Source organism: Burkholderia sp. E168m22, assembly GCF_001319805.1.
Classification (GTDB): domain Bacteria; phylum Pseudomonadota; class Gammaproteobacteria; order Burkholderiales; family Burkholderiaceae; genus Burkholderia; species Burkholderia orbicola.
On sequence record NZ_BBSK01000016.1, the window covers coordinates 1 to 19,781 of the forward strand.

The 19,781-nt window shown below is 65.1% G+C and carries 21 protein-coding genes and 1 tRNA gene; 17 read left to right on the forward strand and 5 right to left on the reverse strand.

What is annotated here, in order from left to right; genetic code table 11:
* On the reverse strand, window positions 1–622 hold a 622-nt coding region (locus AP428_RS04500), incomplete at its 3' end, for an NAD(P)/FAD-dependent oxidoreductase (RefSeq protein ID WP_156349297.1).
* 179 nt (window positions 623–801) lie between these two features.
* Here AP428_RS04500 and AP428_RS04505 point away from each other — a divergent pair.
* Window positions 802–1,584: an SDR family oxidoreductase gene (locus AP428_RS04505; RefSeq protein ID WP_011545236.1), complete on the forward strand. Its 783-nt coding sequence runs from the start codon at window positions 802–804 to the stop codon at window positions 1,582–1,584.
* 32 nt (window positions 1,585–1,616) lie between these two features.
* Window positions 1,617–2,057 (forward strand): thioesterase family protein, encoded by a 441-nt coding sequence (locus AP428_RS04510; protein ID WP_054927664.1) that lies wholly within the window; start codon window positions 1,617–1,619, stop codon window positions 2,055–2,057.
* Between the two features lie 117 nt (window positions 2,058–2,174).
* Here AP428_RS04510 and AP428_RS04515 read toward each other — a convergent pair whose 3' ends face one another.
* A complete protein-coding gene (locus tag AP428_RS04515; RefSeq protein ID WP_012328362.1) occupies window positions 2,175–2,720 on the reverse strand; it encodes a LuxR C-terminal-related transcriptional regulator in 546 nt (181 codons plus the stop codon).
* 220 nt (window positions 2,721–2,940) lie between these two features.
* Between AP428_RS04515 and AP428_RS04520 the strand changes: the two genes are divergently transcribed.
* Both AP428_RS04520 and AP428_RS04525 read left to right on the forward strand, forming a co-directional pair.
* Window positions 2,941–3,645 (forward strand): CoA transferase subunit A, encoded by a 705-nt coding sequence (locus tag AP428_RS04520; RefSeq protein WP_054927665.1) that lies wholly within the window; start codon window positions 2,941–2,943, stop codon window positions 3,643–3,645.
* A 1-nt stretch (window position 3,646) separates the two neighbouring features.
* Complete coding sequence (locus tag AP428_RS04525) at window positions 3,647–4,288, forward strand: CoA transferase subunit B (protein ID WP_054927666.1); 642 nt, start codon at window positions 3,647–3,649, stop codon at window positions 4,286–4,288.
* Window positions 4,289–4,368: 80 nt separating this feature from the next.
* Here the strand turns inward: AP428_RS04525 and AP428_RS04530 are convergent, their stop codons facing one another.
* Genes AP428_RS04530 through AP428_RS04540 form a run of 3 tightly spaced genes read right to left on the reverse strand, consistent with a single transcriptional unit; the run spans window position 4,369 to window position 6,697 of the window.
* Window positions 4,369–5,082, reverse strand: coding sequence for an SDR family oxidoreductase (locus AP428_RS04530; protein ID WP_054927667.1), 714 nt, complete (start codon window positions 5,080–5,082; stop codon window positions 4,369–4,371).
* Window positions 5,083–5,120: 38 nt separating this feature from the next.
* Window positions 5,121–6,128 (reverse strand): polysaccharide deacetylase family protein, encoded by a 1,008-nt coding sequence (locus AP428_RS04535; RefSeq protein WP_054927668.1) that lies wholly within the window; start codon window positions 6,126–6,128, stop codon window positions 5,121–5,123.
* Between the two features lie 11 nt (window positions 6,129–6,139).
* On the reverse strand, window positions 6,140–6,697 hold the full coding sequence (locus AP428_RS04540) for an ester cyclase (protein WP_054927669.1): 558 nt from the start codon (window positions 6,695–6,697) through the stop codon (window positions 6,140–6,142).
* A gap of 135 nt (window positions 6,698–6,832) precedes the next feature.
* Here AP428_RS04540 and AP428_RS04545 point away from each other — a divergent pair, with 135 nt between their 5' ends.
* The 13 genes from AP428_RS04545 to AP428_RS04605 all read left to right on the forward strand — a co-directional run.
* A complete protein-coding gene (locus AP428_RS04545; protein ID WP_054927670.1) occupies window positions 6,833–7,741 on the forward strand; it encodes a LysR family transcriptional regulator in 909 nt (302 codons plus the stop codon).
* Between the two features lie 124 nt (window positions 7,742–7,865).
* Window positions 7,866–8,762: an alpha/beta fold hydrolase gene (locus AP428_RS04550; RefSeq protein WP_054927671.1), complete on the forward strand. Its 897-nt coding sequence runs from the start codon at window positions 7,866–7,868 to the stop codon at window positions 8,760–8,762.
* 80 nt (window positions 8,763–8,842) lie between these two features.
* Window positions 8,843–9,196: a RidA family protein gene (locus tag AP428_RS04555; RefSeq protein WP_006486103.1), complete on the forward strand. Its 354-nt coding sequence runs from the start codon at window positions 8,843–8,845 to the stop codon at window positions 9,194–9,196.
* A gap of 39 nt (window positions 9,197–9,235) precedes the next feature.
* Window positions 9,236–11,473: a bifunctional (p)ppGpp synthetase/guanosine-3',5'-bis(diphosphate) 3'-pyrophosphohydrolase gene (locus tag AP428_RS04560; protein ID WP_011694268.1), complete on the forward strand. Its 2,238-nt coding sequence runs from the start codon at window positions 9,236–9,238 to the stop codon at window positions 11,471–11,473.
* A gap of 84 nt (window positions 11,474–11,557) precedes the next feature.
* A tRNA-Val gene (locus tag AP428_RS04565) sits at window positions 11,558–11,634 on the forward strand.
* 272 nt (window positions 11,635–11,906) lie between these two features.
* On the forward strand, window positions 11,907–13,814 hold the full coding sequence (gene thrS, locus AP428_RS04570) for a threonine--tRNA ligase (protein WP_006476187.1): 1,908 nt from the start codon (window positions 11,907–11,909) through the stop codon (window positions 13,812–13,814).
* 49 nt (window positions 13,815–13,863) lie between these two features.
* Complete coding sequence (gene infC, locus AP428_RS04575) at window positions 13,864–14,388, forward strand: translation initiation factor IF-3 (RefSeq protein WP_071734130.1); 525 nt, start codon at window positions 13,864–13,866, stop codon at window positions 14,386–14,388.
* 190 nt (window positions 14,389–14,578) lie between these two features.
* On the forward strand, window positions 14,579–14,776 hold the full coding sequence (gene rpmI, locus AP428_RS04580) for a 50S ribosomal protein L35 (RefSeq protein ID WP_004191477.1): 198 nt from the start codon (window positions 14,579–14,581) through the stop codon (window positions 14,774–14,776).
* Between the two features lie 30 nt (window positions 14,777–14,806).
* Window positions 14,807–15,166 carry a 50S ribosomal protein L20 gene (rplT, locus tag AP428_RS04585; RefSeq protein WP_004192938.1) on the forward strand — a complete coding sequence of 120 codons (360 nt, stop codon included), beginning with the start codon at window positions 14,807–14,809 and terminating at the stop codon, window positions 15,164–15,166.
* Window positions 15,167–15,314: 148 nt separating this feature from the next.
* Entirely contained in the window at window positions 15,315–16,328 is a 1,014-nt protein-coding gene (pheS, locus tag AP428_RS04590) for a phenylalanine--tRNA ligase subunit alpha (protein ID WP_054927672.1), read from the forward strand.
* A gap of 99 nt (window positions 16,329–16,427) precedes the next feature.
* Window positions 16,428–18,857, forward strand: a complete 2,430-nt coding sequence (gene pheT, locus AP428_RS04595; RefSeq protein WP_054927673.1) for a phenylalanine--tRNA ligase subunit beta — start codon at window positions 16,428–16,430, stop codon at window positions 18,855–18,857.
* 72 nt (window positions 18,858–18,929) lie between these two features.
* A complete protein-coding gene (locus AP428_RS04600; RefSeq protein WP_040144036.1) occupies window positions 18,930–19,316 on the forward strand; it encodes an integration host factor subunit alpha in 387 nt (128 codons plus the stop codon).
* Window positions 19,317–19,373: 57 nt separating this feature from the next.
* Window positions 19,374–19,781 (forward strand): MerR family transcriptional regulator (locus AP428_RS04605; RefSeq protein WP_054927674.1); only part of this gene is annotated, 408 nt, incomplete at its 3' end.

Sequence of the window (19,781 nt, forward strand, 5' to 3'; positions counted from 1 at the left end):
AAATCAGCTGGCGGCCGAGGTGGCCGCGGCAGCCTTCGGCGAACAACGTGTACTTCGCGTGCAGCTCCATGCCGAGCTGGAAGTTCTCGGTCGGCTCGCCGTCCTTGCCCACGCCCATGTTGCCGGTGGCGACGCCTTTGACCGAGCCGTCGTCGTTGTAAAGAATTTCCGCGGCGGGGAAGCCCGGGAAGATCTCGACGCCCAGCGCCTCGGCCTGTGCTCCAAGCCAGCGCGTGACGTTGCCCAGCGAGATCACGTAATTGCCGTGGTTCTTGAAGTTGTCCGGCAGCGCCCAGTTCGGCGTGGTCACCGCGCTCTTCTCGGACAGGAACAGGAAGCGGTCTTCCGTCACCTCGACGTCGAGCGGCGCGCCGCGCTCCTTCCAGTCGGGAAACAGCTCGGTGATCGCGCGCGGGTCCATCACCGCGCCCGACAGGATGTGCGCGCCGATCTCGGAACCCTTCTCGAGCACGCACACGCCGATCTCGGTGCCTTTCTCGGCGGCCAGTTGCTTGAGCCGGATCGCCGCCGACAGCCCGGCGGGGCCGCCGCCGACGATCACGACGTCGTATTCCATCGATTCGCGCGGGCCGTATTGCTCGATGAGGCTTGCGGGGGTCATTGGCGTTCCTCTAACCGTTAGAATGCTTTTATTCGGGAGCGTATTGTCTGCGAAACGAAACGCTTGCCGCAACAACATGCGGGTAGATTAGCACGATCGTTCTATTTTTTGTGCTAGGGTAATGCCGCCCGGGCTGTGCCGCCGGGGCTGGCGAAACGACATCGAAAGGGGATGGTCAAATGGGTCGATCGATCAATCTGGAAGGCAAGGTTGCGCTGGTGACGGGCGCGTCGAGCGGCCTCGGGCAGCGTTTTGCGCAGGTGCTATCGCAAGCCGGCGCGAAGGTCGTGCTCGCGAGCCGCCGCGTCGAGCGCCTGAAGGAGCTGCGCGCGGAGATCGAGGCGGCGGGTGGCGCCGCGCACGTCGTGTCGCTCGACGTGACCGATGTCCAGAGCATCAAGGCGGCCGTCGCGCATGCGGAGACGGAAGCCGGCACGATCGACATTCTCGTGAACAATTCGGGCGTGTCGACGATGCAGAAGCTCGTCGACGTGACGCCGGCGGATTTCGAGTTCGTGTTCGATACGAACACGCGCGGCGCATTTTTCGTCGCGCAGGAAGTCGCGAAGCGGATGATCATGCGCGCGAACGGCGGCGGCAATGGCAAGCCGCCGTGCCGGATCATCAACATCGCGTCGGTGGCCGGATTGCGCGTGTTCCCGCAGATCGGGCTGTACGCGATGAGCAAGGCCGCGGTCGTGCAGATGACGCGTGCGATGGCGCTGGAGTGGGGGCGTCACGGGATCAACGTGAACGCGATCTGTCCGGGTTATATCGATACCGAAATCAATCACTACCTGTGGGAAACCGAGCAGGGCCAGAAGCTGCAGTCGATGCTGCCGCGCCGGCGTGTCGGCAAGCCGCAGGATCTCGATGGGCTGTTGTTGCTGCTCGCGGCCGACGAGTCGCAGTTCATCAATGGCTCGATCATCTCCGCGGACGACGGCTTCGGCCTCGCCTGAGCGGGTGACATTCAGCAACGAAGAAGACTGCAATGAGCGCAACAAGCGATTACTCCCCCGTTTTTGAGATGTCGATGCCGATCCGCTGGGGCGACATGGACGCGTTCGGCCATGTGAACAACACGGTCTATTTCCGCTACATGGAGCAGGCGCGGATCTCGTGGTTCGAGCAGCTCGGCATTGCCGGCGGCAACGGCGAGGGGCAGGGGCCCGTCATCGTCACCGCGTCGATGGAATTCCTCAAGCAGTTGCACTATCCGGGCGACGTGATCGCGAGGATGTCGGCCGCGAAGCCCGGCCGAAGCAGTTTCGATACCGGGTTCGAGCTCACGCGCGCGGACGATCCGCAGCATGTCTACGCACGCGGCAACGCGCGCTGCGTGTGGGTCGACTACGCGCTCGGCAAGTCGGTGCCGCTGCCGCCCCTGCTGCGCGACACGATCGAGCGCGCGCTCGCGACGAAAGTCAGCTGAGCGTGCATACCGGCAGGCCGGCACCGGGTCGTCGGTGGCGCGCCGTGCCCGTTGTTTCCCCCGGTCGGCCGCCGCGTGCGGCCGATCGTCATTCGAGCGCTGCGACGCAATGCGCGCTCACTGCCCGAGCAGTCGCTGCAGCAGCTCCGGCGTATTGTTCGTCCCGTATTTGCGCATCAGCCGGGCGCGGTAGATGTCGACCGTGCGCGAGCTGATGTCGAGTACGCGCCCGATCTGCTTGCTGGTCTTGCCGGTCGCGAGCTGGGCGGCGATCTCGCGCTCGCGCGGGGTCAGCTCGACCGCGACGCGGCGCGTCGCGCTCAAATCCTCGAAGGTCCAGACGCCCGCCGCGAGCGGCGCGGTGCGGTCGAGCGCGCGGCCCGTCACATGGCACCAGAACAGCTCGCCGTCCGCGCGTTTCATGATTCTGTCATCCGAGTAGACGCCGTTCGCGACCATCACGCGTGCGATGCGCTCGCCGATTCGCTGGAATTCGTCCGTCGACGGGTAGAGCACCGCGTACGATTTCCCGATCAGGTCGGCCCGCGCGCAGCGGAAGATCGACGCGAGCGCGTCGTTGCAGTCCTCGATCACGCGGTCGCGCGACAGCACGAGGCCGAGCGGCGCGAGGTGGAAGGCGGTCTGGTAATCGAGATCGGGCATGGCGCAGGCAGGCGGAGGGAAATGCTTATGTATTTTTGCGTATTGTGCCGCATCCGCGCCGCATCGTACCCTTTCAGGCATCTCGCGGCGGTGTGTCGCGACATAAAAACAGCGTGCTTCGACGCAGGCATTGCCGCGCATGCATAGAATGGTGCGGCGGGCTTGCGCCACGTGGCGCGTGAACCGGTTTTGCTGGTTTCCATAGAGGAAGGGACAACTGATGAACAAAGTCTATCCAAGCGCGGCTGCCGCGCTGGAGGGGGTCGTCCGTGACGGACAGACCTTCGCGGTGGGCGGCTTCGGCCTGTGCGGGATTCCCGAGGCGCTGATCGCGGCGTTGCGCGATTCGGCCGTCAAGGGCATCACCTGCATCAGCAACAACGCGGGCGTCGACGGTTTCGGCCTCGGCCTGCTGCTGGAAACGCGCCAGATCAAGAAGATGATCTCGTCGTACGTCGGCGAGAACAAGGAGTTCGAGCGGCAGTACCTGGCCGGCGAGCTCGAGCTCGAATTCACGCCGCAGGGCACGCTCGCCGAAAAGCTGCGCGCGGGCGGTGCGGGCATCCCCGCGTTCTTCACGAATACCGGCTACGGCACCGTGATCGCGGAAGGCAAGGAAACGCGCCAGTTCGGCGATCGCCACTACGTGCTCGAGCCGTCGCTGACGGCCGACGTCGCGCTCGTCAAGGCGTGGAAGGCCGACAAGTCCGGCAACCTGATCTATCGCCGCACCGCGCGCAACTTCAACCCGATGTGCGCGATGGCCGGCAAGATCACCGTGGTCGAAGTCGAGGAGATCGTCGAGAACGGTACGCTCGATCCGGATCAGGTCCATACGCCGGGGATCTTCGTGCAGCGCATCGTGCTGAACGCGACGCCCGAAAAACGCATCGAACAACGCGTCGTACGCGCGAAAGGAGACTGACATGGCCTGGAATCGTGACCAGATGGCCGCGCGCGCGGCGAAGGAACTGCAGGACGGCTTCTACGTGAACCTCGGCATCGGCCTGCCGACGCTCGTCGCGAACCACGTGCCGGACGGCGTCGAGGTGTGGCTGCAGTCGGAGAACGGCCTGCTCGGCATCGGCCCGTCGCCGACCGAGGACGAAGTCGACGCCGATCTGATCAACGCCGGCAAGCAGACCGTCACGACGCTGCCCGGTTCGTCGATCTTCTCGTCGGCCGATTCGTTCGCTATGATCCGCGGCGGCCACATCAACCTCGCGATCCTCGGCGCGATGCAGGTCAGCAAGCAGGGCGACCTCGCGAACTGGATGATCCCGGGCAAGATGATCAAGGGGATGGGCGGCGCGATGGACCTCGTCGCGGGAGTGGGGCGTGTCGTCGTGCTGATGGAGCATGTCGCAAAGGGCGATCAGCACAAGATCCTCGAAGAATGCAACTTGCCGCTCACGGGTGTCGGCGTGGTCGACCTGATCATCACCGATCTCGGCGTGATCGAAGTGACGCCGGCCGGGTTGAAGGTGCTCGAACTGGCCGACGGCGTGAGCGCCGACGAGATCCAGGCGAAGACGGGCGCACCGCTCGACGTCAGCGCCGTGGCCTGAGCACTACCCTGGTGCGTGATCCTCGACGCCCCGCGTTCCCGACGGAACGCGGGGCGTTTTGTCATGAACGCACGCACGCGTCACGCAATCGAGCCGCCGCCGTCGATCAGCACCGTCGAGCCGGTTGCGTAGGGCGTGACCGCCAGATACAGGATCGCATTCGCGACATCCTCCGGTTGGCCGACCCTGCGTGCGGGAAGCCGCTGGGCGGCGCCGGCGTACATCGCGTCACGTGCGTCGGGCGCGAGCTTGTCCCACAGCGGCGTGGCGATCAGGCCGGGCGACACGGTGTTCACGCGAACCGGCGCCAGCTCGAGCGCCAGCCCGCGGGCGAGGGCCTCGAGCGCCGCGTTGATCGCGCCTTGCAGCACCGACGACGCGCTCGGCCGCACGCTCAGGTAGCCCGACACGAACGTCAGCGAGCCGCCGGGCGCGATATCGATCGCGCGGGCGATGCGGTAGGCGCCCCAGAACTTGCTGTTCATCGCTGCCTGCGCGTCGGCGAGCGGCAGCGCACGGACCGCGCCCGTGGCCGTCTTCGCGGCAGAAATCACGACGTGGTCGAACTGGCCGGCGCGTGCGCAGAACGCATCGACGTCCGCCGTATCGGTGATGTCGAGCGTTTCGGTCCGCACGTGCGCGCCCGGCAGGGCGTCGATGTCGAACCGGCGTGGATCGCGCGAAGCGATCGTCACCCGCGCGCCGCGCCGCGCGAATGCCGCTGCGGTGGCGGCGCCGATGCCGGAGCTGCCGCCGACGACGAGTACTGTCTTTCCGTGGAGCAGATCGTCCATGAAAGTCTCTCCTGGGTGGTGAGTTGAACGGAATCCGGTCAGATCGTTTCGGTCTCGCGCAGCGTCGACGGGCTGTGCAGCGCGAAGCGCGCAATGTCGTCCTTGCGCATGAAAGCGACCCCGGGGTGTGATCGAGCGTAGTGCAGGAAGTCGTCCCACGCGCGGACCATCTGCGGCGTGCCGCTGATCCGGTCGTGCGCACTGATCGACATCAATCTGCGCCGCTGCCCGGCTTCCGCGTACAGCTGGTCGAAATCGAGCTTGATCTGCTCGACGAACATCGTCGGCGAGTAGTGGCGGCCTTCGATCAGCAGGATGTCGTTGTTGCGCAGCGTGTACGGGACCACCACGAAATCGCGGCCGCCGACGGTCTCGATGAACGGTTCGTCGCGACTGACGTCGTCGATGTGATACGTATAGCCGAGTTCCTGCAGCAGCGACAACGTCTGCGGGCCGCGCCGCAGCCAGTTGCAGTTGTAGCCGGTCGGACGCTGGCCGGTCGCCGCTTCGACCATGTCGCGCGCGTCGGTCAGGAAGCGGCGCTCGTCGTCGCGGCTCATCGCGAATTGGGCGCGCCACGTCGGGCCGTGCGCGGCGGCTTCGTGGCCGCGCGATACGATCTCGCGCGCCAGTTCGGGGTGCCGGCGCGCGGCTTCCCCGATCATGTGCGACGTCACTTTCACGCCGTGCCGGTCCCACAGGTCGAGCAGGCGCGGAATGCCTTCCCGGTAGCCATACGCGAACCAGGTGGCCGATGCGAGATCGACCGGCACCGACGACGGAAACGCGACGGCCGGAAACGGACTGTCCGCGCCCGTGGGCGGTTGTCCGCCCGCCTCGAACTGCATCGAGATCGAGATCACGAGCCGCGCGCCGTCCGGCCAGAACGGCGTGGCGCCCGGTGTCGCGGGCGCCGGCACCGGCGCGCCGGCACGCACGGACGTGCTTGCGGCCAGCGCGACGCCAGCCGCGAGCCCGGCGCCGGCCTGGGCCAGGAAGGTGCGGCGCGGCAGCGGCGTCGCGGGCGTGTCGTTACCGTGAGTCATCGTCTCCTCCGTCAGCCGACGAGCCCGAGCTGACGCATCAGCGTCAGGTTGTCCTCGATATGCCAGTTTTCCGCGATCCGGCCGTGGTCGATCCGGTAGATATCGGTCGCGATGAAGTCGATTGCCTGCCCGTGCCCGGCCGTTCCGTTGAACGCGCCGGTGAAATGCCCGCGGAAATGCAGGTGCACGACGACCCGGTCGCCAGCGACGATCATCTGTTCGATGTCGCAGCGCAGATCCGGGATCGCGTCGCGCATCGTGCTGGAGGCCGCGAGCGGCCCCGCTGCGCCTTGTTCGCGGCCGGGCGGCAGCGTGCGGTCGGTGAAGTCGGTGGCGAGTGCCGCGCGGGCGAGTGCGGGGTCGCCGGTATTCCAGAAGCTGCCGTAGCGGCGCGCGGCCAGGATTTGCGCGCGGGCCTGCGCGGCCGGCAAGCCTGCCGCGATGGTCAGGCTGTGCGGCGCGACGAGATCGGCGGCACGGGCGGCGGCGGGCCAGAGCGCCACGACGCAAGCGGCTGCCGCGAAGGCGTGCGCGACAGGGCGGGCGGCTGAACGAAGGCGGATCGACATGGTTGCAAGGGTCCTGTGAAGAGCGTCATGCGACGACGCGGAACAGGTATGGTAGGTTTCCGTTCTGAATGCAAATACGGGCAAGAAGCGAATGGATTCTTCGAAAAAAGGAAAGGTTGGGGTGAGGCGGGCGCCATGACGCTGATCGACGATTTCCCCGCGCTCGATACGTTCGCGCGGATCGTATCGGCCGGCAGCCTGTCGGCGGCGGCGCGCGAGCTCGACCTGTCGTTGTCGGTCGTCAGCAAGCGGCTCGCGCATCTCGAGTCGCGGCTCGGCGTGCGCCTGCTGCACCGGACGACGCGGCAGCAGACGCTCACCGACGACGGCGCGCAGTTTCATGCGCAGGTCCTGCGCATCCTGGCCGAAGTCGAGCATGCGGAAACGCTGATGCGCGACCGCCGCGGCACGGTCAGCGGCGTGCTGCGCGTGACGGCGCCCGGCGAACTCGGCCGCCTCCGAATCGCGCCGCTCGTCGCGGCATTTCAGCAGCGGCATCCGCAATTGACCGTGCAGTTGATGCTGACCGATGCGGTCGTCGATCTGCTCGCAGCCGACATCGACGTCGCCGTGCGGATCGGCAATCTCGCCGATTCGACGATGATCGCGCGCGAGCTGGCGCCGAATCACCGCGTGCTGTGCGCGTCGCCGGGCTATCTCGCGGCGCACGGCTGGCCCGCCCATCCGGCCGAGCTGCGTGCGCATCGATGCATCGTGATGGGCGACCAGCCGCGTGCCGAATGGCGGTTCGATGGCGCGCAAGGCGGCGTGGCGGTCGAGGTGACGGCCGCGCTGCTGACGAACGACGGCGGCGCGGCGCGTACGCTGGCGCTCGAAGGCGCGGGCATTGCGTTGAAGTCGATCTGGGACGTCGGCGCCGATCTCGACGCCGGCCGGCTCGTGCGTGTGCTGCCGGCCTTCGAGGCATCCGCCGCGCCGTTGCATGCCGTTTATCCCGGCGCTCGCCATGTGCCGTTGCGGGTGCGGACATTCGTCGATTTCCTGCGCGAGCAGTTGCGGGACGCGTGGCGTCGCAACGATTGAACCCGTCCCGGGTGGTGGGCCGGAGCGCGTGGCGCCCCGTCATTCCGAAGCGGTTTACAATCGTTTGCATCGGGCGCCGCAAGCGTTGTCCCGCGCGTCGCCCCCGTTCGACAGGATGCCAACGATGCCAACGATCCCAGCGAATCCCCCGGTTCCCCGCCAGCGGCGCGTGCAGTGTGCGAGCGCGGCCGGCCTTCACCACGTCGCCTATACCGAGTGGGGCGATCCCGCGAATCCGCGCGTGCTCGTCTGCGTGCACGGCCTGACCCGCTCCGGGCGCGATTTCGACCGGCTTGCCGCTGCGCTGTCCGATACGTATCGCGTCGTCTGCCCCGATGTCGTCGGGCGCGGCCAATCGGACCGGTTGGCCGATCCGCGGCACTATGCGATTCCGCAGTACGTGGCCGACATGGTGACGCTGATCGCACGGCTCGACGTCGAATCGGTCGACTGGTTCGGTACGTCGATGGGCGGCCTGATCGGCATGGCGCTCGCCGGGCTCCCCGGTTCGCCGCTGCGCCGGATGATCGTCAACGACGTCGGCCCGCGCATCGAGCCCGATTCGTTGACGCGCATCGGCGAGTACCTCGGCGTGCAGCCGCGCTTTGCGACCGAGCAGGAGGGGATCGACTACCTGACGTCGCTGTCGCTGCCGTTCGGTGCGCTGAGCGCCGACGAGTGGCGCGAGATCAACGGGCCGCTGCTGCACGAACTGCCCGAAGGCGGCTGGACGATGCGCTACGACCCGCGCATCGCCGAGCCGTTCAAGGCGACGACGCCCGAACTGGCCGCGCTTGGCGAGGCCGCGCTGTGGCGTGCGATCGAGACGACGGATGCGACGCTCCTCGTCGTGCGCGGCGAGACGTCCGACTTGCTGTCGCGCGAGACGGCGGCCGAAATGGTCCGTCGCGGCCGGCACGTGACGCAGGTCGAGATTCCGGGGGCGGGTCATGCGCCGGCCTTCGTCAGCGCCGACCAGATTGCGCTCGCACGGCGGTTTTTCGTCGAAGGCGGCGCATAAACGCGTCATAATATGCGGTTCGGCGGCACGCGGGCCGTGCCGCCGCCCGATTTCCTATCCATCACGACCGGAACATTTTCATGGCAGTCATTCGTCACCACGTCGGGGCCCGTCTCTCCGAAACCGCGATCCACAACGGTACCGTGTATCTGGCCGGCCAGATCGCCGAAGACACCACGCAGGACATCCGCGGCCAGACGCGCGAAGTGCTCGGCCACATCGATCGCCTGCTCGCCGAAGCGAACAGCGACAAGGCGCATCTGCTGTCAGTGCAGATCTACATCTCGGATCTGGCGAACTTCGAAGGCATGAATGCGGAGTGGGACGCATGGGTCGCACCGGGCAACACGCCGCCGCGCGCCACCGTCGAGGCGAAGCTCGCCGATCCGGCGCTGCTCGTCGAGATCGTGGTCGTCGCCGCGCAGCGGAGCTGAGCGTTATCCGACGATGACCGTATTCCGGCAGGCCGTGCAATGACCGAATCCGTTTCCGCCTCTCCCGTCGCGGCGCCGTCGTTCGACGACGTGCTCGCGTTCGTGCGCGAGCGGGCCGGCGACGCGCGCCTGTCGTCCGGCGAGCTGCTCGCCGATCACTCGGCGGGCACGGCGGCGATCATGCGCACGCTGAACGTCGATCCGCACGCGATGCAGGCCGCCGCGCTGTTCGTGCTGACGCCGCACCTGAGCGACCCCGAGCGCGAGCTGACCGAGCGTTTCGGCGACGAAGTCGCGCGGCTCGTGTCCGACGTGCGCAAGCTGTTGCGGCTCGGCACCGTCAGCCTGCGCGCCGCGCAGAATGCCGCGAAGCCCGACTCCGGGCGCGACGCGGCGGAAGAGCGGCGCACGCAAATCGAGGCGCTGCGCAAGATGCTGCTCGCCTTCGCGCAGGACATCCGCGTGGTGCTGATCCGGCTCGCGTCGCGGTTGCAGTCGCTGCGCTACTACGCGGCCGCGAAGCTCGATCCGCCGCCCGACGTCGCGCGCGAGACGCTGGAGATCTATGCGCCGCTCGCGAACCGTCTCGGCATCTGGCAACTGAAGTGGGAGCTCGAGGATCTCGCGTTCCGCTTCGAGGATCCCGTCACCTACAAGCGGATCGCGAAGCTGCTCGACGAGAAGCGCATCGAGCGCGAGGCGTACGTCACGCAGGCGATCGCGCGGCTGCAGCACGAGCTCGCGCAAGCGCACATCCAGGCCGACGTGAGCGGCCGGCCGAAGCATATCTACAGCATCTGGCGCAAGATGCGCGGCAAGGAGCTCGACTTCTCCGAGCTGTACGACGTGCGCGCGTTTCGCGTGATCGTGCCCGACATCAAGGATTGCTACGCGGTGCTGGGCATCGTGCATCACCTGTGGCAGCCGGTGCCGAAGGAATTCGACGACTACATCTCGCGGCCGAAGCCGAACGGCTACAAGTCGCTGCATACGGTCGTGATCGGCGACGACGGCCGTGCGTTCGAAGTGCAGATCCGCACGCAGGAGATGCATCGTTTCGCCGAGTACGGCGTCGCCGCGCACTGGCGCTACAAGGAGGCCGGCGCGCGCGGCTACGGCGGCCAGTTCTCCGCGAGCGACAAGTACGACGAGAAGATCGCGTGGCTGCGCCAGTTGCTCGCGTGGAAGGACGACGTCGAGGACGGCACCGAAGTGTCGGGCGACCAGGCGTGGGCGCAATTGCGCGAGACGTCGCTCGACGACGACCACATCTATGTACTGACGCCGCAGGCGCGCGTGATCGCGTTGCCGCAGGGCGCGACGCCGGTCGATTTCGCGTATCACCTGCATAGCGAGCTCGGCCATCGCTGCCGTGGCGCGCGCGTCGACGGCGTGATGGTGCCGCTGAACACGTCGCTGGCGAACGGCCAGACGGTCGAGATCGTCGCGGTGAAGGAAGGCGGGCCGTCGCGCGACTGGCTGAACCTGCAGCTCGGTTACCTGAAGAGCTCGCGCGCGCGGCAGAAGGTGCGTGCGTGGTTCAACTCGATCGAGCAGGAAGAAAACGTCGCGCACGGGCGCGCGCTCGTCGAAAAGACGCTGCAGCGCGAGGGCAAGACGTCGGTCAACCTGGACAACCTCGCCGCGAAGCTCGGCTTCAAGTCACCCGAGGAGTTGTTCTCGGTCGTCGGCAAGGAAGAGTTCAGCCTGCGCAACGTCGAACACGCGCTGTCCGATGCGCCGCCGCCGGAACCGGCGCCCGAGGCGCCGGCCGATTTCGAGAAGCGCAGCAGCGGCGCGAGCGTCGCGCACGGCGCGTCGACCGGCGTGCTGGTGGTGGGCGTCGACGCGCTGCTGACGCAGTTGGCGCGCTGCTGCCGTCCGGCGCCGCCCGATCCGATCAGCGGTTTCGTCACGCGCGGCAAGGGAATGTCGATTCATCGCAGCGACTGCCCGACGTTTCGCCGGATGGTCGAGCGCGCGCCGGAGCGCGTGTTGCAGACGACCTGGTCGGCCGACGTGCTGGGCGGGCGCGGCGCGTCCGTGTATCCGGTCGACCTGATGATCGAGGCGAGCGACCGGCAAGGGTTGCTGCGCGATATCTCCGAAGTGTTCGCACGCGAAAAGATCAATGTCGTGGGCGTGAAGACGCAGAGTCGCCGCAATGCGGCATTCATGCAGTTCACGGTCGAGGTATCGAATTCGGCGCAGGTGCAGCGCGCGTGCACGCTGCTCGGCGAGGTGCAGGGCGTCGTGCGGGCAGGGCGGAAATCGTGATAGGGTTGGAACGACATTGTTTTGCTGCGACCGCATAAAACACTTGCCAAGTCGGTAGCCGCTCCATATAATCTTAGCTTCTCTAGGCTCGTAGCTCAGTTGGTTAGAGCACCACCTTGACATGGTGGGGGTCGTTGGTTCGAATCCAATCGAGCCTACCAACGAATTGAGAATGCCCGGCCTCCGGGTGTTCAGTGCAGTACACAACTCAACGCGAACAAGGCGAATACGGTTATGACACCGCGAACGTTGACCGAAACCACTTCGGAGCGACGCTAGTCGAGGAACGTTTTCGCCCTTTCAGTCTGAGTGAAGTATCGAATGCGGCCCCTCGAAAGCGGGGCCGCATTTTTTTTGTCGCGAATTTTTTGACGCGTGAGTTCGATCTCGCGTACCTGGTCTGCCGCCCACTGTCGGCATCACGGAGATTGCTATGGTTTCGATACGCTTGCCTGACGGCTCAGTTCGACAATACGAGCATCCGGTGACAGTTGCCGAGGTTGCGGCCTCGATCGGTCCCGGCCTTGCGAAGGCTGCGCTTGGTGGCAAGCTCGATGGCGAGCTCGTTGATACGTCGACGGTGATCGACCGCGACGCGTCGCTCGCGATCGTCACGGACAAGGATGCCGACGGCCTCGACATCATCCGCCACTCGACCGCCCACTTGCTCGCGTATGCGGTGAAGGAGCTGTATCCGGACGCGCAGGTGACGATCGGCCCGGTGATCGACAACGGTTTCTATTACGACTTCTCGTACAACCGCCCGTTTACGCCGGAAGATCTGGAAAAGATCGAAAAGCGCATGCAGGAACTCGCGAAGAAGGACGAGCCGGTCACGCGCCGTGTCGTGTCGCGTGACGAAGCGGCTGGTTACTTCCGCAGCATCGGCGAGAAGTACAAGGCCGAGATCATCGAATCGATTCCGCAAAGCGACGAAATCAAGCTGTACTCGCACGGCGGCTTCACCGATCTGTGCCGCGGCCCGCACGTGCCGTCCACCGGCAAGCTGAAGGTCTTCAAGCTGATGAAGGTCGCGGGCGCGTACTGGCGCGGCGATTCGAAGAACGAGCAGCTGCAGCGTATCTACGGTACGGCCTGGACGAAGAAGGAAGACCAGGATCAGTACCTGCACATGCTCGAGGAAGCGGAAAAGCGCGACCACCGCAAGCTGGGCAAGCAGCTCGACCTGTTCCACATGCAGGAAGAGTCGCCGGGCATGGTGTTCTGGCATCCGAAGGGCTGGGCGCTGTGGCAGCAGGTCGAGCAGTACATGCGCCGCCGCGTCAACGAAGCCGGTTATCTCGAGATCAAGACGCCGATGATCATGGACCGCTCGCTGTGGGAAGCGTCGGGCCACTGGCAGAACTATCGCGAGAACATGTTCACGACGGAGTCGGAGAAGCGCGACTACGCGATCAAGCCGATGAACTGCCCGGGCCACGTCCAGGTGTTCAAGCACGGCCTGCGCTCGTATCGCGATCTGCCGCTGCGTTACGCGGAATTCGGCTCGTGCCACCGCAACGAGGCATCGGGCGCGCTGCACGGCCTGATGCGCGTGCGCGGCTTCGTGCAGGACGATGCGCACATCTTCTGTACGGAAGACCAATTCATCTCGGAATCGATCGCGTTTAACACGCTGGCCATGAGCGTGTACAAGGACTTCGGTTTCGATCACATCGACATCAAGTTGTCGCTGCGTCCCGACCAGCGTGCGGGTACGGACGAGACGTGGGATCGTGCCGAGCAGGGTTTGCGCGATGCACTGACGGCCTGCGGCCTTACGTGGGAAGAATTGCCGGGTGAGGGCGCGTTCTACGGTCCGAAGATCGAGTACCACATCAAGGATGCGCTCGGCCGCTCGTGGCAGTGCGGCACGCTGCAGCTCGACATGGTGTTGCCGGAGCGCCTGGGGGCCGAGTACGTCGCGGAAGACAACAGCCGCCGCCGGCCGGTGATGCTGCACCGCGCGATCGTCGGTTCGATGGAGCGATTCCTCGGCATTTTGATCGAGCACCATGCTGGTGCAATGCCGGTTTGGCTCGCGCCGTACCAGGCAATTGTGCTCAATATCGCCGAAAGTCAGGCCGAATATGCGCAGTCTCTGACCCAAACGTTGCAAAAACAAGGGGTTAGAGTGGCGGCCGATTTGCGCAACGAGAAGATTAGCTATAAAATACGCGAGCACACGCTGGAAAAGGTGCCTTATCTCCTCGTCGTGGGCGATAAGGAGCGTGATGCGCAAACGGTAGCCGTGCGTGCCCGTGGCGGCGTCGATCTTGGCGTAATGCCGGTCGAAGCCTTCGTTGAGCGTCTGCAGGAAGACCTGCGCTCGTTCAAGTAACCGCCCTGGCAGCGCGGCTCGTTTTTTTAATTTTTAGAGGAAACGTAACATCGCTACTGATAAGTCGTCGCACCGCATCAACGGTGAAATCACTGCGCCGGAAGTGCGCCTGGTCGGGATCGAGAACGAACCGCTCGGTATCGTAAAACTCGCTGACGCTTTCCGTAAATCGGAAGAACTGGATGTTGACCTGGTGGAGATCGCGCCGCAAGCGGTGCCGCCGGTTTGCCGTCTGATGGATTACGGCAAGTTCAAGTACCAGGAATCGAAGAAGCAGCACGAAGCGAAGCTGAAGCAGAAGGTCATCCAGGTCAAGGAAGTCAAGTTCCGTCCGGGTACCGATGACGGGGATTACAACGTCAAGCTCCGCAATCTCGTGCGCTTCCTCGAAGAGGGCGACAAGACGAAGATCACGTTGCGTTTCCGCGGCCGTGAAATGGCTCACCAGGAAATCGGTATGCGGATGCTCGAGCGTCTGCGCACGGATCTCGAGGAAGTCGGCCAGGTCGAGCAGATGCCGAAGATGGAAGGGCGCCAGATGATCATGGTGCTCTCGCCGAAGAAAAAGAAGTAACGGGCCCGCGCGCCTCGCGCGCAGGTTCGACAGTGGTTCGGCGCGTTGCCCGGTCAGGGCGGCGCGCCAACGATGACGGCGGCTGCGCAAGCGGTGCGCCGTACACAAGTGGACTGGGTTTCGAAGGGCGGGTCAAGGGCGCAAGCCAACCGCACACCCATCGCCATCTAATAAACTGGAGTTGTTCGTCATGCCTAAGATGAAGACCAAGAAGAGCGCTGCAAAGCGCTTCGTGGTGCGTCCGGGCGGTACCGTCAAGCGCGGTCAAGCCTTCAAGCGTCACATCCTGACCAAGAAAACCACGAAGAACAAGCGCCATCTGCGCGGCGCAACGGCAGTTCATGATTCCGATCTGAACTCCGTCCGCGCGATGCTCCCGTTCGCGTAACCCCTCAACTGATACTCCAAGGAGAGAAACATGCCTCGAGTCAAACGTGGGGTAACCGCACGGGCCCGCCACAAGAAGATCATCAACCTGGCCAAGGGTTATCGCGGCCGCCGCAATAACGTCTACCGCATCGCCAAGCAGGCGGTGATGCGCGCTGGTCAGTACGCGTACCGCGATCGCCGCAACAAGAAGCGTGTGTTCCGCGCACTGTGGATCACGCGTATCAACGCGGCAGTTCGCCAGCACGACATGACCTACAGCGTGTTCATCAACGGCCTGAAGAAGGCGTCGATCGAACTCGACCGTAAGGTCCTGGCCGACATGGCGGTGTTCGACAAGGCTGCTTTTGCTGCGATCGTCAAGCAGGTGAAAGCCGCCGTTGCAGCCTAATTGCGAAATTAGCACTGCGTGGTTAGTTGCAGCGAGGTTCCGGTAGTCTCGGCCGCTGCAGCGAAAACGGGGCTCTTCCGAGCCCCTTTTTTGTTTGGTGGGCGGATTCGCTCGCCAAGACCGAATGACGTTGGAAATGATGGGATCTATGGATCTGGACCAGATTGTCGCCGACGCGCAGCAGTCCTTCGAACAGGCTGCCGACATCACCACGCTCGAAAACGAGAAAGCACGATTTCTCGGCAAATCGGGTGCGCTGACCGAGTTGCTGAAGGGCCTCGGCAAGCTCGATCCCGAAGCACGCAAGACCGAAGGCGCACGCATCAACGTCGCGAAGCAGCAGGTTGAAGCCGCGCTCATCGCCCGTCGCCAGGCACTGGCCGACGCGCTGCTGAATCAGCGCCTCACCGCCGAAGCGATCGACGTGACGTTGCCGGGCCGCGGCGCCGGCGCAGGCAGCCTGCACCCCGTGATGCGCACGTGGGAGCGTGTCGAACAGATTTTCGGCTCGATCGGTTTCGACGTGGCCGACGGCCCCGAGATCGAGACCGACTGGTACAACTTCACTTCGCTGAACAGCCCGGAGAACCATCCGGCGCGTTCGATGCAGGACACCTTCTACGTCGAAGGCAAGGATGCCGACGGCCGCCAGTTGCTGCTGCGCACGCACACGAGCCCCATGCAGGTGCGTTACGCGCGCATGAACCGTCCGCCGATCAAGGTGATCGCGCCGGGCCGCACGTATCGCGTCGACAGCGATGCGACCCACTCGCCGATGTTCAATCAGGTCGAGGGGCTGTGGATCGACGAAAACATCAGCTTCGCCGACCTCAAGGGCGTCTATACCGACTTCCTGAAAAAATTCTTCGAGCGCGACGACATCCTCGTGCGCTTCCGTCCGTCGTATTTCCCGTTCACGGAACCGTCGGCCGAGATCGACATGATGTTCGAGCAAGGCAAGAACGCCGGCAAGTGGCTCGAGATTTCCGGCTCGGGGCAGGTGCATCCGACCGTGATCCGCAACATGGGCCTCGACCCCGAGCGCTACATCGGTTTCGCGTTCGGCAGCGGCCTCGAGCGCCTCACGATGCTGCGCTACGGCGTCCAGGATCTGCGGCTGTTCTTCGAGAACGACCTGCGTTTCCTGCGCCAGTTCGCATAACGCCGCTCGCCGCGCCGACCTGTGCCCGCGCACGCCCCCGATGGACGTTTCCGACGGGGCTCCGGGCGTCGATCTAACCTGTTTCGAACGTAGACATCCATGCAATTCCCTGAATCCTGGTTGAGAACCTTTGTCGACCCGCAGCTGACGACCGACGAGCTGTCGCACGCGCTGACGATGGCGGGGCTCGAAGTCGAATCGCTGAGCAAGGCTGCGCCGCCGACGTCGAAGATCGTCGTGGGCCGCGTGCTCGAAGTCGTCAAGCATCCGGATGCGGACAAGCTCAATGTCTGCCAGGTCGACGCCGGCACCGGCGCGACGCTGAACATCGTCTGCGGCGCGCCGAACGTGGCGCCCGGCATCAAAGTGCCGGTCGCGCTGGTGGGCGCGGAACTGCCGCCGGCGGAAGAGGGCGGCAAGCCGTTCGCGATCAAGCTGTCGAAGCTGCGCGGCGTGGAGAGCCAGGGGATGCTGTGCTCGGCGCGCGAGCTGAAGTTGTCCGAGGATCACAGCGGGCTGTTGATCCTGCCGGAAGACACGCCGGTCGGCCAGGACATCCGCGAGACCCTTAATCTCGACGACACGATCTTCGAAATCAAGCTGACGCCGAACAAGGCCGACTGCCTGTCGGTGTTCGGCATCGCGCGCGAGACGGCCGCGATCACCGGCGCGCCGCTGACGCCGGTCGACATCCGCCCGGTGAACGTCGAGCTCGACGAAACGCTGCCGGTGCGCATTGCCGCGCCCGATCTGTGCGGCCGTTTCTCGGGTCGCGTGATCCGCGGCGTGAACGCGCATGCGAAGACGCCGCAGTGGATGGTCGAGCGCCTCGAACGCTCGGGCCAGCGCAGCGTGTCCGCGCTCGTCGACATCTCGAACTACGTGATGTTCGAACTCGGCCGCCCGTCGCATGTGTTCGATCTCGACAAGATCCACGGCGGCATCGAAGTGCGCTGGGGCAAGCGCGGCGAATCGCTGAAGCTGCTCAACGGCAACACGGTCGAACTCGACGAAACGGTCGGCGTGATCGCGGACGACCGTCAGGTCGAAAGCCTGGCCGGCATCATGGGCGGCGACAGCACGGCCGTCACGCTCGATACGACCAACATCTACCTGGAAGCCGCGTTCTGGTGGCCGGACAGCATCCGCGGCCGCGCGCGCAAGTACAACTTCTCGACCGATGCGGCCCATCGCTTCGAGCGCGGCGTCGATTACGCGACGACCGTCGAGCACGTCGAGCGCATCACGCAGCTGATCCTCGAGATCTGCGGCGGCAAGGCCGGCCCGGTCGACGATCAGGCGGTGAACCTGCCGCAGCGCGCGCCGGTGAAGATGCGCGTGTCGCGCGCGAACCGCATCATCGGCGTGAAGATCGACGCCGACGAGATCGCGGACATCTTCACGCGCCTCGGCCTGCCGTTCGAGCGTGAAGACGACGCGTTCCTCGTCACGCCGCCGTCGCATCGCTTCGACATCGAGATCGAGGAAGACCTGATCGAGGAAGTGGCGCGCATCTACGGTTTCGAGAAGATCCCGGCGCGGCCGCCGGTCGCGACGAGCGAAATGCGCGCGACCCACGAGACGCGACGTTCGATCCACGATATCCGTCACACGCTTGCCGCGCGCGACTACGCGGAAACCGTCAACTTCAGCTTCGTCGATGCGGAGTGGGAGCACGATTTCGCGGGCAACGACAACCCGATCCGCCTGCTGAACCCGATCGCGAGCCAGCTTTCGGTGATGCGCACGACGCTGTTCGGCAGCCTGATCGCCGTGCTGCGCCACAACCTGAACCGCCGCGCCGATCGCGTGCGCGTGTTCGAATCGGGGCGCGTGTTCATCGCCGATCCGTCGGTGAAGGCCGGCGAGCTGGCGGTCGAAGGTCATGCGCAGCCGAAGCGCGTCGGCGCGCTGGCGTACGGTCCGGCACTCGACGAGCAGTGGGGCGTGGCGACCCGCGCGGTCGATTTCTTCGACGTGAAGGGCGATCTCGAAGCGCTGCTCGCGCCGGCGGTTGCGCGTTTCGTGAAGGCCGAGCATCCGGCCCTTCATCCGGGCCGCAGCGCACGGATCGAAGTCGAGGGCCGCGCGGTCGGCTGGATCGGCGAGTTGCATCCGCGCCTGATGCAGAAATACGAGCTGCCGCACCCGCCGGTGATGTTCGAAATCGACGCGGACGCGCTGATTACCCGTACGCTGCCCGCGCCGACCGACGTGTCGAAATTTCCGCCGGTCCGTCGCGATATCGCCGTTGTCGTCGATCAGGCGGTCGAGGTTCAGGCACTTTTCGACGAAATGAAGAAGGCGCTTGCCGAAGAGGCCTGCCGATTCGTTCAGAAGGTTGTACTCTTCGACGAATTTCGTGCAAAATCAAATACTTCCGGTGGTCTTGCCGCGAACGAGAAGAGCCTTGCCTTCCGCGTGACGCTGCAGGACGCGGCTGGCACGCTGCAGGACGAGGTCGTCGATCAGGCGATTCAGACGCTGGTCGAGCGAATGGCTCGTGCCGGTGCGCGCCTGCGCGGCTAAGGAGAGGGCCCGCCCGTTCGCGGGCGGCTTTTTTCCATCGTAAGTTTTGATTCAACGCGCTGTATGGCAGATATGAACGACATGACCTCGAGTGAATTCGAAGCCCTCCTGACGGCGCAACGCAGCGCGATGAACCGCGACGCGTCGGCGCCGGCGTCCGCCGAGACGCCGACGCTGACGAAGGCGGAACTGGCGGAGCTGCTGTTCGACAGCGTCGGGCTGAACAAGCGTGAAGCGAAGGACATGGTCGAGGCGTTTTTCGAAGTGATCCGCGACGCGCTCGAAAACGGCGAAAGCGTCAAGCTGTCGGGGTTCGGCAATTTCCAGCTGCGCGACAAGCCGCAGCGTCCGGGCCGCAATCCGAAGACGGGCGAGGCGATTCCGATCGCGGCCCGCCGGGTGGTAACCTTCCACGCGAGCCAGAAGCTGAAGGCGCTAGTCGAAAACGGCGCGGAGTAATACGCGCGCCCACGCCCCGCGCGGCCGCCGCGCACCCTTACCGACGGTTAACCGACGATGACCACCACGGTTGAGAAAGTCGTCTTGCCTCCGATTCCCGCGAAGCGCTACTTCACGATCGGCGAAGTCAGCGAACTATGCGGGGTCAAACCACATGTGCTGCGTTACTGGGAACAGGAATTCACTCAGCTGCGGCCGGTGAAGCGGCGCGGCAACCGGCGGTATTACCAGCATCACGAAGTGCTGCTGATCCGGCGGATTCGCGAGTTGCTGTACGAGCAGGGCTTCACGATCAACGGTGCGCGCAACCGGCTCGATTCGCCGGGCAGCGAGCGGGCCGCGGCGGAGCCGGTCGAATCTGACGCGCAGGCCGTCGATGCGCGCGGCGCAGCCAGGCCGGGCGCAAACGTCGACGTCATCGCGTTGCGGCAGGCGTTGCTGGATGTGATCGACGGACTGAAACAC